Consider the following 20,361-nt stretch of genomic DNA (forward strand, 5'->3'; position numbering starts at 1 on the left):
TTATTTTCCCTTGAAAACATACTATGTCCAAACACCCAACATACGTTCTTTTATTGTAACGGAAAGACTGTAAAAAAGAAAATAAAAAAAGCTACCAACTGGTAGCTTTTTTATTTTAGAAATGTTTAGAAACTAATTCTACTAACGCTTCTTTCGGTTTGTAACCTAACGTTTGATCAACTACTTTACCGTCTTTTAATACGAAAAGAGCTGGAATGCTCATTACTTCGAATTGACGAGCAGTTTCTTGGTTCTCATCAACATCTACTTTTACTACTTTTACTTTTTCGCCTAGTTCTGCATCGATTTCCTCTAATACAGGAGCGATCATTTTACAAGGTCCACACCAAGGTGCCCAGAAATCTAATAATACAACACCTTCGCTAGTTTCAGCTGCGAAGCTTTGGTCATTTGCGTTTACAATTGCCATTTTATTTCCTCCTTCAAGTATATTCTACCAAGAGTATATCATTAACTTATATACGTGGCGAATAATATGTATCGTTATGTATTGTAACAAAAAAATGTTCCTTTATACTATATAAAAATACGGATTAAATACTAAAAAGATGAGAGACAGGGGATCTCTCACCTTTTTCTATATATAGGGGTACTTCACTTGGAACTCAAGGGTACTTAAATCATGAATGTACTTTTAACTTTTTAAACTCTTCTGTTAAAAGAGGTACAACTTCGAACAAGTCACCGACAATACCGTAGTCAGCTACTTTGAAGATACTTGCTTCTGGATCTTTATTAATCGCAACGATTATTTTTGAGTTAGACATACCTGCTAAATGCTGAATCGCACCAGAAATACCACATGCAATATATAAGTCTGGCGTAACAACTTTACCAGTTTGACCAATTTGTAATGAGTACTCACAGTATTCAGCGTCACAAGCACCACGAGATGCCCCAACAGCGCCGCCTAGTACGTCAGCTAACTCTTTTAATGGTTTAAATCCTTCTTCACTCTTCACACCGCGTCCGCCAGCGATAATAACTTTCGCTTCAGAAAGATCAACACCTTCTGCAGTTTTACGGACAACATCTTGAATGATTGTACGTAAATCTTTCACATCAACTGTAATAGAAGATACGTCACCACTACGAGACTCATCTTTTTCAAGAGTTGCAATGTTATTTGGACGAACTGTCGCAAATAAGATACCGTCTGTTACAATCTTCTTCTCGAATGCTTTACCAGAGTAAATTGGACGAGTGAAGATAACATTTCCACCTTCAACCTCTAAAGCAGTTACGTCAGAAACTAAACCAGCTTCAAGCTTCGCTGCTAATTTTGGTGATAAATCTTTACCAAGTGCTGTATGTCCAAAGACAATACCTTCTGGATTTTCTTCAGCATGTACAGCTAAAAACGCTTGTGCATAACCATCAGATGTATATGATTTTAATTTATCATTTTCAACTGTCACAACGCGATCTGCACCGTAATGAATCAATTCATTTGCAAAAGAGGCAACGCTGTCTCCAACTAGAAGACCTACTACTTCACCGCCTTCTGCAATTGTTTTTGCTGCTGCTACCGCTTCAAACGAAACGTTACGTAGCGATCCATCACGAACTTCACCCATTACTAATACTTTACGAGCCATAGATTTTCCCTCCTGCATATATAATTTCGTATTTTATTAGATTACTTTCGCTTCTGTATGGAGCAACGATACAAGTTCTTTTACTTGATCTTGCAGCTCGCCTTGTAACACTTTTCCTGCATCTTTCTTAGGAGGCAAATAGATTTCAATTGTTTTTGTCTTTGCTTCCACATCATCTTCTTCTAAATCTAAATCATCTAATTCTACTTCTTCTAGTGGCTTTTTCTTCGCTTTCATAATACCTGGAAGCGATGGATAACGCGGTTCATTTAAACCTTGCTGTGCTGTTACTAAAACCGGCAATGAAGTTTCGATCACTTCTGTATCACCTTCAACATCACGCTCAATCTTCACGTTTGTACCGTCAATTTCAAGTTTTGTAATTGTCGTTACGTACGGAATATTTAACGCTTCAGCTACGCGTGGACCTACTTGTCCAGATGCACCATCAATTGCAACGTTTCCGCCTAAAATTAAATCTGCATCTTTATCTTTTAAATATTCAGCAAGCACTTTTGCTGTCGTGAACTGGTCACCATTTTCTACATCATCTTCAATATTAATTAATACCGCTTTATCACAGCCCATCGCTAATGCAGTACGAAGTTCTTTCTCACTATCTTCGCCACCGACTGTTACAACTGTAACTTCTCCACCTTGTGCGTCTCTTACTTGAATTGCTTCTTCAATTGCATATTCATCGTAAGGGTTGATGATGAATTCCGCTTCGCCATCGTAAATTGCACCGTTTTTAATTACGATTTTTTCTTCTGTATCAAATGTTCGTTTCATGAGTACGTAGATGTTCATTCCATTTACCCCCTTGTTTTTCAGAAAGATTCTATCAATTTTAATTTTCTGTTAATTTATATTAAAAAAATAATTGAACTACCTGCCATTAAATGAAGGTTTACGCTTTTCTAAAAATGCAGCTACACCTTCTCTTCCATCTTCACTCGTAAATACCTCACCAAAAATTTGTGATTCACGTTGTACACCTTCATAGTAATGAGACGATTTGGTCGTTTGCAATAACTCTAGTACAGCACGAGTTGTTGCTGGACTTTTTCCAGCAATTTGTTTTGCGACTTTAAGCGTATCATCTAAAAGTGATTCTTCAGAGAACAATCCGTTAACAAGTCCCCATTTCAATGCTTCTGCACCAGTAATTGGTGTACTTGTTAACATCATTTCACAAGCTTTTGCTTTCCCAACATAACGTGGTAAGCGCTGTGTACCTGCAAAGCCAGGAATTAATCCAAGTGTTAATTCAGGTAAACCAAGTTTTGCACTTTCAGTTGCAAAGCGCATGTGGCAAGACATAGCAAACTCAAGGCCGCCGCCCAGTGCCGCTCCATGAATTGCCGCAATAACTGGTTTTGAACATTTTTCAACACGCTCAAACGTAACTTGTCCAAGCTGTGCTAATTCTGTTGCTTGCTTCGCTTCAGTAACAGATGTAAATTCTTTAATATCTGCTCCTGCCGAGAAGAAACGTCCTTCACCGTGAATAACAACAACACGAATGTTATCATCCTTTTCCACTTGATCAATTAATTCAGTAACGTCATGCATAACTTGTGAAGACATCGCATTTGCTGGTGCGTGATTTAACGTCGCCACCGCGATATGATCTTCAACTCTTACAGATAGGAATTTCAACATGATCCCTCCCATTATTGACGATAACCACAAGCTGCAATGAGTAGCCCATGTACCGTTTTTGAAAGTGCGACCAGATCATACTTATGATCGCTCATTACCCAATTGGTCACAACTTCATCTACTGTTCCAAAGATCATTTGTCTTGCCACGCGAACATTTAAATCTGCTTGAAATTCACCTTGTTTTATACCAGTCTCTAAAATCTCATCCATAACTTGTAAGTAGCCTTTTAATACTTCATTTATTTTAAGGCGCAAGTCTTGATTGGACTGCCTCAGCTCTAATTGCGTAACGATAGCAAGAGGATCATTTTGTGACAACAGCAAGAAGTGCGTTTCTACCAACATGAATAACTTCGATACAGCGCTTTCAATTCCTGCTGTTTTTTGACGAATTGTTTCGACAAATTCTCCCATCTTCTCTTGGAATAAGGATATTAATATATCTTCTTTATTTTTAAAATATAAATAAATCGTGCCATCAGCTACCCCAGCTTGCTTTGCGATTTTAGAAACTTGCGCTTGGTGGTACCCATTCTCCGCAATCACAATGACTGCCGCATCAATAATTTGATTGTATTTCGGTCTATTTTTCTTCACTTTACTGTCCCCTTCAAGAAGATGACTGAATGAATAGTCATTCATATTCTTATAATACTGACTATTTAGAAAAGTGTCAATCCTATTTTTCAAAAAGAAAGGGCCTTAGCCCGTTTGCTCATCCTCATTCTTTCTCTTCTCTTCATCCATTAAGACACGGCGTAAAATTTTCCCTACTGTCGTTTTCGGCAATTCATCTCTAAACTCATATACTTTCGGCACTTTATAAGCCGCTAAATATTTACGTGCAAACTGATTTAATTCTTCCTCAGAGCACTCCGTACCTTCTTTTAACACAACAAATGCTTTAACTGTCTCTCCTCTGTACGGATCTGGAACTCCAATTGTCACTACTTCTTGCACTTTTTCATGCTCATATAATACTTCTTCAACTTCACGAGGATACACATTAAATCCACTCGCGACAATCATATCTTTCTTGCGATCTTTTACATAGAAGAATCCATCTTCATCCATGTAGCCAACATCACCTGTATGGAGCCAGCCATCTTGCAATACAGCCGCTGTTTCCTCTGGCTTATTCCAGTATCCTTTCATAATTTGAGGACCTTTCACTACAATTTCCCCTATTTCTCCTGGTGGTAATGCCTCACCAGTTTCAAGTGACATAATGATTGCTTCTGTATCTGGCCACGGAACTCCAATGCTACCCGGCACTCGCTTTTCCCATAAAAAATTACTATGTGTAACCGGAGATGATTCTGTTAAACCATATCCCTCTACTAGTTTACCACCTGTAACTTTTTCGAACTTTTCCTGTACTTCTACTGGCAGTGGTGCTGATCCACTAATACAAGCACGAATAGAAGAAATATCGTATTCTTTTAAAAGCGGGCTATTTAAAAGAGCGATATAAATAGTTGGAGCCCCTGGAAACAATGTCACTTTATGCTTCTTAATCGCTTCAAAAACCATTTTCATATCAAACTTTGGAATAAGGACCATTTTGTATCCTTGCATAATACTTAAATTCATAACAGCTGTCATACCATAAACATGGAAAAATGGAAGAACCCCAAGGACGACTTCTTCACCTTCGTTACAATTATATAACCAATGTACTCCCATCAAAGTGTTAGAAACGAGGTTTTTATGCGTTAACATAACTCCTTTCGGAAATCCGGTTGTTCCTCCTGTGTACTGTAAAAGAGCTAGATCATTTTCAGGATCACAAGGCACCTCAACATTCGTATTCACTTCTTTTTCTACTGAATTCCAAAGATGAATCATTTCACTCTCTGATACTTTCACAACTAAATTCGACTGTTTTTTCTGCACAAATGGATACAATAGATTTTTAGGGAATGGTAAAAAGTCCGCAATACGAGTTACGATAATATGCTCAATTTTTGTAGCAGATTGAACATTCGTTACTCTTGGAAACACTAAATCGAGACAAAGAATTACTTTTGCTCCCGAGTCATGAAGCTGGTATTCTAATTCTCTTTCTGTATACAGTGGATTTGTTTGTACTACGATACCTCCCGCAAGTAATGTACCGTAATAACCAATTACAGCTTGCGGACAATTCGGCAACATAATAGCAACTCGATCCCCCTTTTCCACACCGAGCTTTTGAAGATAATTTGCAAATCTCTTCACCTTATCATGGAAGTCCGAAAACGTAATATCCTTCCCCAAAAAATGAAGCGCTTTCTTTTCTGGATAGCGAGAAGCCATCTGTTCTACATATCCATGAAGTGGCTGAATATCATAAGAAATCGTACTAGGAATTTCCTCTGGATAACTTTTCAACCATGTTTTTTCCACCTTCATTCCCCCTTCAAATACATAAAAAATAAATGAATGTTCATTCATGATGGTTATTTTCATTATATTATAGTCACCATAACGTTACAATCATAATATTCTGACTTTTATATAACTATGCTTTACTTCATTAACTTCTTATTATATGTAGAAACTCTCCTAATCTTAAAAGAGTAAGAGAGTTTGTCATTAACTTAATCTTATAATCGTTAATACCGCTCCTGGGGTAGTTGTTGATAATGTCGCAACAGCTAACAAACCAAATAATTGCAAACTAATTGCACTCCCCGCCGCAAGGGTCGTAATAATTGTCGCACTAAATGATGTCGTTGCTAATGCAGGAGAATTAATAGTCCCAGCAAGCGGTGCCCCATTAATTGTAATTCTTGAACTAACTAATAATGAAGCCGTTATATTAATTGTATATGAAATATAATAGTTCCCTGCATTTGCAGCCGTAAATACTGTGTTTCCCCCAGACACTGTAATACCTGGACCGATATTCTGATTGTTTGGAAGCGGGACATTTGTTCCACCTAGTAGTACCGATATTGCTGTACCCGACGTATTATTTGCAAATGCGTATGTTGCCGTTATACTTGTGCCTGTTGCTCCCGTTGCCCCTGTTATTCCTGTCGCTCCCGTTGGACCCGTTGCTCCTGTTGCTCCTGTTATTCCTGTCGCTCCCGTTGGGCCTGTTGCTCCTGTTATTCCTGTCGCTCCCGTTGGGCCTGTTGCTCCTGTTATTCCTGTCGCTCCCGTTGGGCCTGTGTCGCCTGTTACTCCTGTCGCCCCCGTTGGGCCTGTGCCACCTGTTGCTCCTGTTGCCCCCGTCGGACCGGTTGGACCAACCTTAGGAACTGTCCCATCGCAACTAAAACAGCATGAATCAACATGTACACCATTTTGATTATTACACCCACAATATCCATTTATGTTATTGCTCCATGAAGACATGTTGATCACTTCCTTTACATTCGATTTTTTTAGCGCAATCACCGAATTAAAAACACCTATCTAAATAACAAAGAAATACTTTGCCTAGTGGGGGATAAAACACAGATTTCCTCCATACATTCTAGTAATTATTACATGCAATTCACTCTCCTTTTGCTTGTACTTTCGCCCCATCTCCACAGATTATTAACCATACACATTACGCTTTCGTACACAGCCAAGTTCCCATTTAAACTTTCCACATTCGCCAATCTTTTTAGTAAAGAGGATGATTCTTCATAAATAGCGACTATAATATATAAAAATCCATATAACTTGTTATTTTTAGTCAAAATTTTAAAAAAATATTGACACTTAAATTATCCTCATAGTATGATTTTGGTGTTGTAATTGATAACCATTTTCATTTATGGTGCTAGTTACAAAAAACACTTAATTTGGGGGCAGAAGATGAAGAAAATTCTCAGTATTTTCATAGTAGTTCTTCTATTCGCTGTTGGATGCGGACAGCAAAAAGAGGAGAAAAAGGAAACAAAAGCGGACAATAAAAATCAAGCTATAACAATTAAACACGCTGAAGGGGAAACAAAGTTAGATAAACCAGCGAAAAAAGTAGTTGTACTTGAGTGGGTATATTCAGAAGACTTATTAGCACTTGGTGTTCAGCCAGTAGGGATGGCAGACATTAAGAATTATAATAAATGGGTAAATACAAAAACAAAACCAAGTAAAGATGTTGTAGATGTAGGGACACGTCAACAACCAAACTTAGAAGAAATTAGCCGTTTAAAACCAGATTTAATTATCACAGCTTCATTCCGTGGTAAAGCAATTAAAAATGAATTAGAGCAAATTGCACCAACAGTTATGTTTGATCCATCAACAAGCAATAACGATCACTTTGCTGAAATGACAGAAACATTTAAACAAATTGCAAAAGCAGTTGGAAAAGAAGAAGAAGGTAAAAAAGTATTAGCTGATATGGATAAAGCCTTCGCTAATGCAAAAGCAAAAATTGAGAAAGCAGACTTAAAAGATAAAAACATCGCAATGGCACAAGCATTTACTGCTAAAAACGTACCAACATTCCGTATCTTAACTGACAATTCTTTAGCTTTACAAGTTACAAAAAAATTAGGTTTAACAAATACTTTTGAAGCAGGAAAATCTGAGCCAGATGGTTTCAAACAAACAACTGTAGAATCATTACAAAGTGTACAAGATTCAAACTTCATTTACATTGTAGCGGATGAAGATAACATTTTTGACACGCAACTAAAAGGCAACCCTGCTTGGGAAGAATTAAAGTTCAAAAAAGAAAACAAAATGTATAAATTAAAAGGCGACACTTGGATTTTCGGTGGTCCTGAGTCTGCAACATCTTTAGCAACACAAGTAGCAGATGTAATGACAGCGAAGAAGTGATTACACGATGAATAGCCTACAACATACACTTCGAGCAAGTCTTGTATTCGGAGGAGGAGCAGCTCTCTTGCTCCTCCTTTTCTTTATTCATATCGGACAAGGTCAAGCAAACATTTCCTATAGTATGATTATTGATGCTCTTATCTCACCGAACCAATCGCTAGAACATCAAACTTTAATCATGCTTCGATTACCTAGAGCTGTAATTGCCATTTTAGCTGGAGGTGCTCTTGCTGCATCTGGGGTTATTTTACAAACGTTAACGAAAAATCCACTTGCTGAATCCAGTACAATGGGTATTCACTCTGGCGCATATTTCTTTCTAGTAGCGGCTACAATTTTCTTACCAAAAGGCTTGCAAATTAATTCTCTTCTGTTCACATTTATCGGCGGTGCTATTACTGCTTTATTTGTATACCGTATTTCTGGTGGAAAAAAGGGAACCCCACTTAGAATGGCATTAGCTGGGATGGTCGTTACATTAATGCTTTCTGCCTTTACCGGAACGATGCAACTGTTCTATGAAAATGAAACAGCTGGTTTATTTTTATGGGGAGCTGGCTCTCTTATTCAAAATAACTGGGATGGCGTTCAATTTGCTTTTCCATTTATCATTATTTCTTTCCTAGTTTTACTATTTATGTCTCGTAAACTCAACATTCTCTTACTTGGTGATGATGTTGCTGTTTCTCTTGGTGAAAAAACAGCAGTAACACGTCTTATCGCCTTCATTGCTGCAATCTTTTTAACAGCAGTAATTGTTACTGTTGTTGGACCAATTGGATTTGTCGGCTTAGTTGCACCTCATTTAATGCGCCTGATCGGATACCGTCAACACTTTACTCTTCTTCTCTCTTCTTTCTTATGGGGGGCAGTATTATTGCTTGGAGCAGATGTTGTCGGTAGACTAATAGATCCAACCGGTGCAGAACTTCCTGTCGGGGCAGTCACAGCAATGATTGGATCTCCTTGGCTTATTTACTTAGTCTATCGAATGATGAAGTCGAGACAATATATGAATGATAATGGTGCGAATGCAGCTGGAGCTAGCTCCAGCTATTACTCTTATAAAAAGGTAATCATTATATCTATCACACTTTGTATTGTGACGATTGCTCTTGGTGTTACAATCGGTAGTAACGCTTATATCGAAAGCATTACTAATGTTATATCAGGTCAATTAACACAATTTGACAAAAACATGATGATGAATCTTCGTTTACCAAGAATGCTCGTTGCCGCTATTGCTGGTGCATGCCTTGCAATAAGTGGGCTTGTTTTCCAAGGTATATTACGAAACCCACTTGCCGATCCTTCTATTATTGGTATTTCATCGGGAGCTGGTGTTGGTGCTTTAACTGTTATGTATGTCTTTCCTGCACTTCCTGGTTTCTTCCTACCAATTGGTGCATTTATTGGCGGACTACTTGCAGTTGGAATTGTCCTCTTCTTCTCATGGAAATCAGGGTTTAGCCCAACAGCTCTTGCCTTAATAGGGATTGGTATTTCTGCACTTGGCTCAGCAATTATTCAAATCTTTATCGTTAGAGCCAATTTGAATGTTGCCGCTGCTTTAACATGGTTATCTGGCAGTACGTATGCAAGAGGGTGGAATCACTTAGAAAATATCATTCTATATCCATCTCTAATTCTTGTATTCATTATCTTTTTCTTAATAAAACAACTTGACGTTCTCGTACTTGGAGACGATTTAGCAACTGGACTTGGGCAACCAGTAAATAAAACACGTCTTGCTCTGATTGTGCTAGCGACACTACTTGCATCAGTAAATATCGCTGCTGTCGGTACAATTGCCTTTTTAGGCCTTGTCGCACCTCACTTAGCAAGAATTGTTGTTGGTATGAATCATCAAAGACTATTCGTTTGCTCAGCACTGTTTGGAGCAATTCTTCTTTCCATTGCTGACTTACTCGGCCGAACAATTGCATATCCGAAAGAAATTCCTTCTGGACTTGTCGTTGCTGTACTTGGAGCACCTTATTTCTTATGGTTGATGAGGAAGAGTGGGAAGAAAGTTAATTAAAAAGGAGGCTTCGTTTTAGAAGCCTCCTTTTTATATACTAAATAAAGTGAAACTTTAATCAGTGGGGTTTTCTTCATCCCCACTGATTATTAACCCACACCAATCGGGCTTTTATGAGCAGTGGATCTCCCACCTAACTTCTTTGCTCCAGCCGAATCTTGAGGTGGGAATTTTACTGCAGGTGAATAGCGGGATAAATTACTCTGATCTCACTAATTTCACAGATTTAGTCCCTCCCATAAACTCATGATGTACAGTTAATGTGTTCTCCTCAAGTTTCAAATCAACCTTCTGTTTTCTTTCTCCCATTAAAAATACAAGCTCTATGGAAATAATCCCTTGGTCCACACTTAATATTCGAAAGTCTCCTATAGTAGTCCCTTTCCCAAAAATATTATGTTCCATAAATTCTCCGCCTGTTTTCTCACTATTAATAGATTCTATTTCCAACCCAACTGGCCTGTCTGTACTTTCTGATGACATCCAAGACCCCTTTAACTTTCCAATATCAGCCTCTTTTTTCTTTTCATTTTTTAACTCTTCCTCTTTTTTCTTGACTTCTGCTTGTTGAGTTAGTAAGCCATCGATTTGCTTATTCAGCTCTTGGGCCCGTTGATTTTCCGAAATAAATTGTTGATTTTGACCAGTATCGTTAAAAATTTTATTTACTATCCCTTTAGCCTCTTCATACTTTTTATCATTCTTTAACTTCTCTGCCTTTTCCAATTGACCTATATATTGACCTTTTAACTCTTTATGCTCTATAAGCAAATCTTTTTGTTCTTTCGCTTGATTTTGAAGGATTGTGGAACCATCTTTCATCTTTTCTACTTCTTGAAACAAACCTATTGCTTGTTCTATATTTCCACTCGATTTCTCTTTTATCGAACTTATCATCTTAGTAGTTTGGCCTTTTAATACCTTTGCTTCTTTATCATCCTTTTTCTCTTCTAATGCTAGCTCAAATGATGCTACTGCCGTGTCATATTCTTTACTCGCTAACGCCAATTTCCCTTGATCCATTGCTTTTTTATAGGTTTCATTGCTACATCCTACCATTAAAAATAAAATTATGATTCCTAAAATCAATCTTTTCATCATATCCCCCTAAATTAATATAATTCTATATACACTCAATAGTATCATAAAATTTATATATAAAATTTTAAATACTATCATTAAAACATAAAGGGAACTTGTCATTTCTTCTCGAACTTAATCTATGAACATAAGTAGAGGGGGATAACAATAATGTACCAAACAATTGAAGGCTTTTTACAATCATGGACATACGAAGCAGAGTCTACTCAGAAAATGCTTGATTCATTAACCGATGCATCTTTATCACAAGAGATTGCACCTGAACATTGGACTTTAGGAAGAGTTGCTTGGCATATCGTGACGGCAATTCCTGTTATACTATCTGGCACAGGGCTAAAGTTTGAAGGAGAATCGAAAGATTATCCTGTTCCAACTTCTGCAAAAACAATTGCAGATGAATACCGTAAAGTAAACGCGGCTTTTGTTGAAACACTTCAAAGTAAATGGACTGATAAAGACTTAGCTACTATTAATGACTTCTTTGGTCGCCCTATGCCGAATTCTATATTTTTAATGACACTCATTAATCATCAAAATCACCACCGCGGACAAATGACGGTTTTAATGCGACAAGCTGGCTTAACAGTTCCTGGCGTATATGGCCCTGCAAAAGAAGAATGGGCTGCGGCTGGAATGGAAGTTCCTAAAATGTAACGACAAAAAAGACAAGATGTTTACATATCTTGTCTTTTTCTGTAACTTGTTTCATGTGAAACTTTATAATGCATCTTCCCTCTCAATATTTTTAATTCCATAATAAGCAATCGCCACACCAATCACTGCAAATGCGAATTGAAGAGGAAGAAAGGTCGCTATAGGAAATATTGGTGGGTTATTAATTGCGATTAGCACAACGATAATAGACGAAACAATAGTAGTTGGCACTGAACGTTTACGCATTCCGAAGTATAGAGGAATTAAGCTTATTCCAGCAGTGGCAATGGCTAAAGGAACGAGATTTATCCCTTCTTGAATCAATTGATCTACTGCGAATGAATTAGGAAGAATCGAAAAATAACTATCTATTCCAATGAAAATTCCCACTACAAAAATATTAGATAAAATAACTGTTATGAATGTTAATATTGCTGTAATAGCCAACTTACTAATCATTATTTTCTTTCGATTAATTGGATAAGAAAACATCAATAATATTGTTTTGTTTTTATATTCATCAATTATTAACTTAGCTATTAGTACAGCGCCAAAAATAATAAATGTTGCTCTCACTATTGAACTAGCCATTAACAAAATCGCCTGCGGATCTCTTATTTCTGGATCTCCCTCTATTTGAGAAACGATGCTAACAAAAATCAATAATGCCAGTATAGCAAGATTTGCAATTACTGCTCTCTTCACGTACCAGCCAAGTTTAAATTTCTTCAGTTCTAGCTTCATAAGACGTAGCATGATGGTCCTCCCTCCTCCTAAGACTTAATCAATATAAATGACCCCTGTTTTACTTAAAATCTTCACTTCATTTTTTGCATCACCAATAGTTCCTTCTTTTATTTTTTCTGTACTTTTATCTTTCTTAAGTCCTTTTAAATCCACTATTACGTCAGCCGAATTACTTTTAGCCATAAGCTTCAATGATGCCGGGACACCTTTATACCGTACGCCAATATCCCCTGATTTTGTTTCTACAAATAATGACTTTCCTTCTGTCATATCTTTCAGTAATACTTCCCCAGATGTTGAATTGATGTTCATATTTTCATTTTTACATTTTTTACATAATTATCTCCAGTAGTGGAAGTTATATTTACTTCTTGTAATAAACTATCTTTTAACATTAAATCTCCGCTTTCGGATGTAAATTCACCCTTCTCTGCCGATAATCCTGTAATCATTCCATCTCCAGATTTTCCTTTTGTCACGATGCTTTTTACTACTATATCGTTTATTTTCACATCACCCGATTTATTATTTAATACAATTTTATCTATTTCTTTCTTCGGAATCGCTATAGATATACTATTTTTCTTCCTAAACGTAAAACCATAAAAAAATCTGTGCACCTTTTGTTTTTGCCTAATCACAATTTTATTTTCATCATTTTCTATTTTGACGGGATCTATCTCTTTATCTGCTTGTTCACCTTGAGCGGAAATTACTATTTTATTAGCGTCTGTACTTTTAAATTCAAGATTCCAGTTTTCATTGTCCACTTCTATTTCTTTTATATGATTTATCTCAAAAGACTTTTCTTTCTTAAAATCTTTCCCCTGAAATACCTTAATACCAAAAACTACACTAGCAATTGTAATGAATAATATTGCAATTACTATCATTTTTTTCACTATTCATACCCCAGTTCGTTGTTGTTTTAAGCTTGCTTCACGCCACATCGATCTTGTCGATTTTACGATATGAAAGATAACTGATGAAAATTCCTAATAAACAGAGCACTATTGGGATAGCTATAAAATTAAACAGACTTACTTGACCGTTTCCAGGACCAAAGTTACTACTAATTAGCATTCCGATTATTACTGCAGAAGTAATTGTTGTGGGTGTCGATTTCTTTCTCATCCCAAAAAATAAAGGAATTAAACTTATACCAGATATCATAAATGCACTTATAAAAGTAGTTGGAACGATAGATATTATTTCACCTATCGTAGCTGGTGTTTCAATCAGTCCCATCATTGGACTCACAAAATATACAAGCAAACTGATACTGAAAGTAGCGATAATCGTGCTCACAAAACAAAAACAAAAAACAATTGTTAATTTCGCTCTCATTAGCATTTTTCGTTGCAATGGGTACATAAATAGTAGTTGCATTGTTTTGTTCTTATACTCATCAATTACTAAACGTGATAAAATGACCGAACTAAAAATAATGAATGTTATCCTAATAAAAGTGTTTATTAAAACCATTTGTTGCGTGAAGTCAAAGAAGAGCACGTCCCCCTCGGCTTTAATTCCCCACGCCATAAGGCTTACTGCAGCGAAAATTGCTATAATACAAATTGCTACCCCTTTAAAGTAACTAGATAATTTATGTTTCTTCCATTCGAGCTTTATTAATCTAAGCATACAAACCACTCCTCCATTCTTTATATAACTGTCTTTATGCTGCTAACATTCTAATTCCAGCAGTAACGAAGCTTAACGTTCCTATCACTAGTAGAATTAACAACCATTTCCGCTCTGGTTTTCTATAATATAAAATTCCACTTATTAGCATTACGATAAATCCACTTACCAGGTTCAGCCACAGTCCATTAAGCATGAATACCTTCTCCATCCATTACATTTAAGAAATATTCTTCTAAGGAACTATGTTTCTTATTAATACTTTCAATTTCCACATCGTTCATAATAAGTGCTTTTGAAATGGCTTGCTGTGTCACCGCCACTTCATAAACCCGAATCATGTTTCCGCTCATTATTTTGTAATTTTTTATACCAAGTTTATCTTCTAAAATATAAGCTGCACGTTTCACATCAGGAACAGTAATTTCAATATACTCTGTTTGTTTTCCGTTAATACTCTTCATTGAAACTTCTTTTATTAGTTTTCCATTTTGAATCACACCAATTGTATCCGCCATTAGTTCCATCTCACCTAAAATATGACTAGAAACTAATAATGTAATGCCATATTCTTTGCAGAGCATTTTAAATAACTCTCGTAACTCTTTAATACCAATTGGATCTAAACCGTTAATTGGTTCATCTAAAATGAGCAATTCTGGCTTTGTCACGATTGCCCTTGCAATACCGAGTCGTTGTTTCATTCCTAATGAAAAATCTTTTACTTTTTTATTATCTATCCCTTGTAGTTTCACTAAATGTAAAGCATGGTCAATTGCATTTTTATCGTAGTAGCCCATATATTCACAATGCAGGTCTAAGTTTTCTTTCGCCGTTAATTTATCATAAAAGATTGGGTATTCAATAATTGTCCCCATTCTTTTTAATACTTCATAAGATGTATCTGTTAATTTCTCACCGAAGATTTCAATATCACCACTCGTCGGTTTTATTAAATTTGTAATCATTTTCATAATCGTTGTTTTACCAGCACCGTTTGGTCCTAAAAAACCGTAAATTTCTCCTTTTTTCACATGCATGTTAACACTGGAAATAACTTCTTTCCCTTTAAACACTTTCGTTAACTGATTTGTTTTTAATATATATGTCATGTTACTTTCCCCTTTCGCAATACTCTATATTTCTATAATAGACAACGGAAATCTCTTTTTTCTTACCCGTTTCTTACAAATTCCTTACGCTGAAAAAAAGCTTGTAGAATCTACTGCTCTACAAGCTAAAACTGCATCTTTGTTAATACAATTGTAAAAATTGTTTTTTCATACGGTTTACTAGAAAGGTGAATTTTTCCGTCCATCGCTTCCACAAGCCGTTTCGTGATCGTTAATCCTAGACCGCTTCCTTGGTACAATCTATTTCTTGAATCTTCAAGTGTGTACATACGCTCAAATACTTTATCAATATGAGATTCATCAATCCCTTTTCCTTTATCCCATACGTCTATATACACACTCGTGTCATCATCTCTTAACGTCATACCAAGTGCCTTTCCATCGTCTCCATATGTAATCGCATTTGATATTAAATTATTCAATACCCTACCTAATACTTCTACATTTCCAAGTGCGTATATATTTCTTTCTGGTATATCAATATGAACCTGAAAACCTTTCGTCGTCACTAAATCATAAAAAGATAAAATCTTCTCGCGGCAAACTTCATTCATATTTACTTTTGTCATTTCAATTGCTTTGTCACCAGATTCTAATTTTGCCAAGTCAAAAAACTTATGAATTAACTCCATCACTTCTAGTGTTTTCGTATGCACTTTTTCAAGTAATATTTGTTGTTCTTCTTTATTTATCGTTTTATCCTTATTTAACATTTCTGTATATCCAAGAATAACTGTTAGTGGTGTTTTCAAGTCATGCGAAATATTTGAAAGCATTTTTCTCATCGAAATTTCTACTTTTGCATGATCTGCATTCGTTTTCTGTTTTGCATCTAATAATTGATTAATTGCCACTAATAATTTTTGCAATTCTAGATCATCTGTCATAACGAGTAACGTCTCGCCTGTTTTGTCATTTACAATACTTTCTAACTTTTCATATGTGTATCGTAAATTTTCACTACTATTTTTTCTCATTTTATATTGCATATAAATAACACATAACAATATAAAAATAATACCTATTAACAAATTGATCATATTACATTACTTCCAGCTTATAGCCGATGCCCCATAACGTTTTAATATATTCTGGATTAGATGGGTCACTTTCGATTTTCTCACGCAATCTTCTCATATGAACATTAATAACGTTATCGTCACCGTAATACTCTTCATTCCAAACTAACGTATATATTTGCGCTTTTGTAAATACTCGATTTTGGTTCTTTACGAATAGCTTTAAAATCTCAAATTCTTTTAAAGTAAGTTTGAGAGGCTTCCCGTTTTTTTCTACAGTAAAATTAATTGCATCAATTGTTAAATCACCAATTTGAATCATTTTTTCTATAGTTTCTGTAGCCGAGTATTTCGTAGACCTCCGAATACCTGCTTTTACACGTGCAGCCAATTCAATCATAGAAAACGGCTTACAAATGTAATCATCTGCTCCAAGTCCTAATCCGACAGCTTTATCAACATCTGTATCTTTTGCTGACATCATTAAAATCGGAACTGCACTTTTTTCACGAATAATACGTACAACCTCTAATCCATCTAGCTTCGGCATCATAATGTCGAGGATAATCAAATCAAATGAACCTTTTAAATATGTGTTCACGCCTTCCTCTCCATCAGACGCGATTGTAACTTGAAAGCCCTCTTTTATTAAATACTTTTCCACCATCTCTTGAATTGAAATATCATCTTCCACTAATAAAATATGATGTGACATATGTCTATCCCCTTTTTACAAACATTAACATGCTAATTGTATCGTAACGAATGAACACTGTGAAGAATAATATGAATTTTCAAACCAACTTCCCTTCCTTCCATAACAATGATATGATGAAATTTACTACGATAGTTCATAATTAACTTTATATAAAGGAGACTTATCATGTCAGAAAACAAAAAAGTAAGCTTAGCTGATTTAATGCGTGAACAACTTGCTAAGAAAAAGCAAGGAAATGGAAATGGTCAAAATGCAAAAAATCAAAACCAAGAAACGAAAAAATTACAAAACCAACAAACAAAGAAGACAAACAACCAACGTAGACGTACAGGTGTGTAAATGAACGGACAAAAACGTTCTAATATCGCACCCGGTCTTGAAGTTGATATTGTATTAAAACAAGATCAACGAACAGGCAAATTAACACGTGGCATTGTAAAAGATATTTTAACAAACTCCCCTTCCCATCCACATGGCATTAAAGTGCGATTGCAGGACGGGCAAGTCGGTAGAGTACAAAATATCGTTCAATAAGAAAAGGAGCTCAAGTAAACTCGAGCTCCTTTTCTTTATTAACCTTTAATTTTCTCGATGAAAACTACTTTTAAGTAGTCTCCTTCTTTAAATTGATCAATGGTACGGAAATCTTCTGGTAAAGAATGTTCTTCTAATATTTTATATTTGCCATTCATTTCTTTAAAGGCTGTATCGATAAAGCCTTTAAACTTTTTCATATCGAATGCACTACAATTTGTAGAAGCAACGATAATACCATTATTTTCTGTAATAGCAATTGTTTCTTTCAATAAATTTTTATAATCTTTTGCTGCACTAAATGTATATTTTTTTGATCGGGCGAAGCTTGGAGGATCAAGTACAACCATATCAAATTTCATCTTTTTCTTAGCTGCATATTTGAAGTAAAGAAATACATCTTCTACAATAATATCTTGTGCTTCATAATCAACTTCATTGACACTAAACTGCTCAATTGTTTTACTTAAACTACGATTTGCAAGGTCAACACTCGTCGTTTTACTCGCTCCGCCAAGCGCTGCAAATACAGAGAAAGCACCTGTATAAGAGAACATATTTAACACTGTTCTTCCCTTTGCATATTTGTCACGAATTTGTTTTCGAACGTTACGTTGATCTAAAAATACACCAACCATTGCCCCGTCATTTAAATAAACAGCGAAGTTCACACCGTTCTCTTTTACGATAAGCGGGAACTCACCGCGCTCTCCTGCTACGAAATCATCACCCTCAATATATTTCCCTTTCGTATCAAAACGCTTTTTCTCATAAATGCCTTTAAAGTTTGCTACTTTTTGCAGAGCTGCTATAATCTCATCTCTGAAAGTATAAATCCCTTCACTATACCAACTTACTACGTAGTAGCCGTCATAATAATCGATAATTAGTCCGCCAAGACCATCACCTTCACCGTTTAGGGCGCGGAATGCTGTCGTATCACTTGATTTATAAAATTGTTTTCGTTTATGTAAGGCAGATTTGATTTTACTTTCAAAGAAAGATTGATTAATTTGTTCACTCTCTTTTCTCGTTAAAATCCAGCCGTATCCTTTATTTTGTTTTCCATAATAACCTTTTCCGACAAAGTTGTTCTTCTCATCTACTACTTTGATGATTGTCCCTTCTTCACGAACATCGTTTAAATTTTGAATTGCATCTTTTAAAATAAGTGGATATCCACTTTTAATTTCTTTTATAAATTTCGGTTTTATTTTTATAGTTACTTCTGATTGCATATAATAACTTCCTTTCCATTTGCATGCTTTCTCTATAGGAAGCATTTAAAAAACAAGCCTGAAAAAACAGCCTCGTTTCACTATACCATATTATTGCTTTGCTAGTACAACTCGCTTATTCTCGCACTTAACCGCCACATATTTACTACGTTTTGAAATGGAAATCTCACTGTCCAAAATAATAGAAAAAAATTATATATTTCACATTTACCATTGACAATGATAATGATTTTCATTATCATTTAATGTATATGAGTTCTTGAAAATATAGCTACATTTATAGGAGGAATAAACATGATTATTGTTACAAATACAGCTAAAATTACAAAGGGAAATGGACATAAATTAATTGAGCGTTTTAATAAAGTAGGTAAAGTTGAAACGATGCCAGGCTTTTTAGGTCTAGAAGTTCTTTTAACGCAAAATACAGTTGATTATGATGAGGTAACAATTAGCACTCGATGGAATGCAAAAGAAGATTTCCAAGGTTGGACAAAGAGCGCCGCATTTAAAGATGCTCACTCACATCAAGGTGGAATGCCAGAATATATTCTTGATAATAAAATTGCTTACTATGATGTAAAAGTTGTACGTATGCCAATGGCTGCAGCACAGTAAAAACAGTTCTTTTTTAAAGTATAGAATATGAGAAGCGTTATCTATCACTTCTCATATTCTATACTTTTTTCTTTAATTTCTTTTTACTAACTTTGCGTGTACAACTAGCCTTCCAGCCTCTGGATCAAGCGCATAGTCACAAGTAGAAAGTGTTACGATTTCATCATTAGCCGTCAATTCCGTATCCGTTTTGTACAGTGATTTTTCTTGAACTTCCTTTAAGAACGATGTATATGCTGCATCATTTTCAAAATCCGTTTCAATGTAATAAAAGTCCGTTGTTGTCGTGTATACTGAAAAAACTTCAACGTCGTATCCTTCAAATAATGTATCGTAATATAATTTACGATGGGACATGAAAAAGTCTTCATCCAACATTTTTTTTAAACTACCAAACATAGAACCGTCTTTCATACGATGGCCATATAAAATCGTATTTCGATTTTGAGATTTCACATCATTACGATGGTCCATAAAAATGCTTCCCGCTCTCATATCTTCACCTTTATAATTACGAAACAAATAGTAATCATTATCTTTTGCTTGAACGATTGGATAATTAATTTGTGTATCATCCATCGTAATCCATCCGACTATCTCTGGATTAATTTTCTGGAGATCCTGAAACTGTTTACGTACCTCTCCGTCTTCCGATTTTTCTTCCATTGGACTTCTTTTATAAATATGTTGTGCCTCAGCCATTACTTTACGATTTTCATAATAATCCATGAAAATCCCACCCAACTCATACATTGAATAGAAAAAGACTCCTAAAAACGCAATTGTAAGTATGCGTTGAAAAAAAGAATTCTTTTTCCGTCCGTTCTTGCTATTCAAATTATCACCTCAAAACGG

The 20,361-nt window shown here is 35.6% G+C and carries 22 protein-coding genes and 1 pseudogene; 6 read left to right on the forward strand and 17 right to left on the reverse strand.

The window, feature by feature from the left end:
* Nucleotides 1–115: 115 nt before the first annotated feature.
* The 7 genes from trxA to JFU02_RS13890 all read right to left on the reverse strand — a co-directional run bounded on the left by trxA (nt 116) and on the right by JFU02_RS13890 (nt 6,631).
* The gene (trxA, locus tag JFU02_RS13860; protein WP_001018944.1) at nt 116–430 is read right to left on the reverse strand and encodes a thioredoxin; all 315 of its coding nucleotides are present in this window, start codon (nt 428–430) and stop codon (nt 116–118) included.
* A gap of 211 nt (nt 431–641) precedes the next feature.
* Complete coding sequence (etfA, locus tag JFU02_RS13865; protein ID WP_000101957.1) at nt 642–1,619, reverse strand: electron transfer flavoprotein subunit alpha; 978 nt, start codon at nt 1,617–1,619, stop codon at nt 642–644.
* A gap of 36 nt (nt 1,620–1,655) precedes the next feature.
* The gene (gene etfB / locus JFU02_RS13870; protein WP_001029031.1) at nt 1,656–2,429 is read right to left on the reverse strand and encodes an electron transfer flavoprotein subunit beta; all 774 of its coding nucleotides are present in this window, start codon (nt 2,427–2,429) and stop codon (nt 1,656–1,658) included.
* 78 nt (nt 2,430–2,507) lie between these two features.
* Nucleotides 2,508–3,284: an enoyl-CoA hydratase gene (locus tag JFU02_RS13875; RefSeq protein WP_086406359.1), complete on the reverse strand. Its 777-nt coding sequence runs from the start codon at nt 3,282–3,284 to the stop codon at nt 2,508–2,510.
* A gap of 11 nt (nt 3,285–3,295) precedes the next feature.
* Nucleotides 3,296–3,883: a TetR/AcrR family transcriptional regulator gene (locus JFU02_RS13880; protein ID WP_000742223.1), complete on the reverse strand. Its 588-nt coding sequence runs from the start codon at nt 3,881–3,883 to the stop codon at nt 3,296–3,298.
* Between the two features lie 105 nt (nt 3,884–3,988).
* Nucleotides 3,989–5,674 (reverse strand): long-chain-fatty-acid--CoA ligase, encoded by a 1,686-nt coding sequence (locus JFU02_RS13885; protein WP_000416315.1) that lies wholly within the window; start codon nt 5,672–5,674, stop codon nt 3,989–3,991.
* 189 nt (nt 5,675–5,863) lie between these two features.
* A complete protein-coding gene (locus JFU02_RS13890) occupies nt 5,864–6,631 on the reverse strand; it encodes a BclA C-terminal domain-containing protein (RefSeq protein ID WP_201071137.1) in 768 nt (255 codons plus the stop codon).
* 450 nt (nt 6,632–7,081) lie between these two features.
* Here JFU02_RS13890 and JFU02_RS13895 point away from each other — a divergent pair, with 450 nt between their 5' ends.
* Complete coding sequence (locus tag JFU02_RS13895; protein WP_000722822.1) at nt 7,082–8,056, forward strand: ABC transporter substrate-binding protein; 975 nt, start codon at nt 7,082–7,084, stop codon at nt 8,054–8,056.
* A 7-nt stretch (nt 8,057–8,063) separates the two neighbouring features.
* Nucleotides 8,064–10,100, forward strand: a complete 2,037-nt coding sequence (gene fhuB, locus JFU02_RS13900) for a Fe(3+)-hydroxamate ABC transporter permease FhuB (protein WP_001087106.1) — start codon at nt 8,064–8,066, stop codon at nt 10,098–10,100.
* A gap of 198 nt (nt 10,101–10,298) precedes the next feature.
* On the opposite strand, the gene JFU02_RS13905 is transcribed toward fhuB, so the two are convergent.
* Nucleotides 10,299–11,198 carry a tetratricopeptide repeat protein gene (locus JFU02_RS13905; protein WP_086405865.1) on the reverse strand — a complete coding sequence of 300 codons (900 nt, stop codon included), beginning with the start codon at nt 11,196–11,198 and terminating at the stop codon, nt 10,299–10,301.
* 153 nt (nt 11,199–11,351) lie between these two features.
* Here JFU02_RS13905 and JFU02_RS13910 point away from each other — a divergent pair, with 153 nt between their 5' ends.
* Nucleotides 11,352–11,855 carry a DinB family protein gene (locus JFU02_RS13910; RefSeq protein WP_000284974.1) on the forward strand — a complete coding sequence of 168 codons (504 nt, stop codon included), beginning with the start codon at nt 11,352–11,354 and terminating at the stop codon, nt 11,853–11,855.
* Between the two features lie 63 nt (nt 11,856–11,918).
* Here JFU02_RS13910 and JFU02_RS13915 read toward each other — a convergent pair whose 3' ends face one another.
* The 7 genes and pseudogenes from JFU02_RS13915 to JFU02_RS13945 all read right to left on the reverse strand — a co-directional run bounded on the left by JFU02_RS13915 (nt 11,919) and on the right by JFU02_RS13945 (nt 17,113).
* The gene (locus tag JFU02_RS13915; protein WP_000945192.1) at nt 11,919–12,611 is read right to left on the reverse strand and encodes an ABC transporter permease; all 693 of its coding nucleotides are present in this window, start codon (nt 12,609–12,611) and stop codon (nt 11,919–11,921) included.
* Between the two features lie 24 nt (nt 12,612–12,635).
* Nucleotides 12,636–13,504: pseudogene (locus JFU02_RS13920) on the reverse strand (DUF4097 family beta strand repeat-containing protein).
* A gap of 37 nt (nt 13,505–13,541) precedes the next feature.
* The gene (locus JFU02_RS13925; protein ID WP_016080134.1) at nt 13,542–14,246 is read right to left on the reverse strand and encodes an ABC transporter permease; all 705 of its coding nucleotides are present in this window, start codon (nt 14,244–14,246) and stop codon (nt 13,542–13,544) included.
* A gap of 34 nt (nt 14,247–14,280) precedes the next feature.
* Nucleotides 14,281–14,442 carry a hypothetical protein gene (locus JFU02_RS13930; RefSeq protein WP_016080133.1) on the reverse strand — a complete coding sequence of 54 codons (162 nt, stop codon included), beginning with the start codon at nt 14,440–14,442 and terminating at the stop codon, nt 14,281–14,283.
* On the reverse strand, nt 14,435–15,358 hold the full coding sequence (locus tag JFU02_RS13935) for an ABC transporter ATP-binding protein (RefSeq protein ID WP_016080132.1): 924 nt from the start codon (nt 15,356–15,358) through the stop codon (nt 14,435–14,437). The genes JFU02_RS13930 and JFU02_RS13935 overlap by 8 nt, the downstream gene beginning before the upstream one ends.
* Nucleotides 15,359–15,483: 125 nt before the next feature.
* Nucleotides 15,484–16,419, reverse strand: coding sequence for a HAMP domain-containing histidine kinase (locus JFU02_RS13940; RefSeq protein WP_086405863.1), 936 nt, complete (start codon nt 16,417–16,419; stop codon nt 15,484–15,486).
* Between the two features lies 1 nt (nt 16,420).
* Nucleotides 16,421–17,113, reverse strand: a complete 693-nt coding sequence (locus JFU02_RS13945) for a response regulator transcription factor (RefSeq protein ID WP_016080130.1) — start codon at nt 17,111–17,113, stop codon at nt 16,421–16,423.
* Between the two features lie 168 nt (nt 17,114–17,281).
* On the opposite strand from JFU02_RS13945, the gene JFU02_RS13950 reads away from it, so the two are divergent.
* A complete protein-coding gene (locus JFU02_RS13950) occupies nt 17,282–17,455 on the forward strand; it encodes a hypothetical protein (protein WP_001293576.1) in 174 nt (57 codons plus the stop codon).
* Entirely contained in the window at nt 17,456–17,650 is a 195-nt protein-coding gene (locus tag JFU02_RS13955; protein WP_001014310.1) for a YwbE family protein, read from the forward strand.
* Nucleotides 17,651–17,688: 38 nt separating this feature from the next.
* Here the strand turns inward: JFU02_RS13955 and JFU02_RS13960 are convergent, their stop codons facing one another.
* A complete protein-coding gene (locus JFU02_RS13960; RefSeq protein ID WP_061666237.1) occupies nt 17,689–18,888 on the reverse strand; it encodes a class I SAM-dependent rRNA methyltransferase in 1,200 nt (399 codons plus the stop codon).
* 294 nt (nt 18,889–19,182) lie between these two features.
* Between JFU02_RS13960 and isdG the strand changes: the two genes are divergently transcribed.
* On the forward strand, nt 19,183–19,506 hold the full coding sequence (isdG, locus tag JFU02_RS13965) for a heme oxygenase (protein ID WP_000587818.1): 324 nt from the start codon (nt 19,183–19,185) through the stop codon (nt 19,504–19,506).
* A gap of 72 nt (nt 19,507–19,578) precedes the next feature.
* Here isdG and srtB read toward each other — a convergent pair whose 3' ends face one another.
* Nucleotides 19,579–20,343, reverse strand: a complete 765-nt coding sequence (gene srtB, locus JFU02_RS13970; protein WP_061666236.1) for a class B sortase — start codon at nt 20,341–20,343, stop codon at nt 19,579–19,581.
* Nucleotides 20,344–20,361: the final 18 nt, after the last annotated feature.

The organism is Bacillus sp. TH13 (assembly GCF_016651175.1).
In the GTDB taxonomy this organism is placed as follows: domain Bacteria; phylum Bacillota; class Bacilli; order Bacillales; family Bacillaceae_G; genus Bacillus_A; species Bacillus_A thuringiensis_S.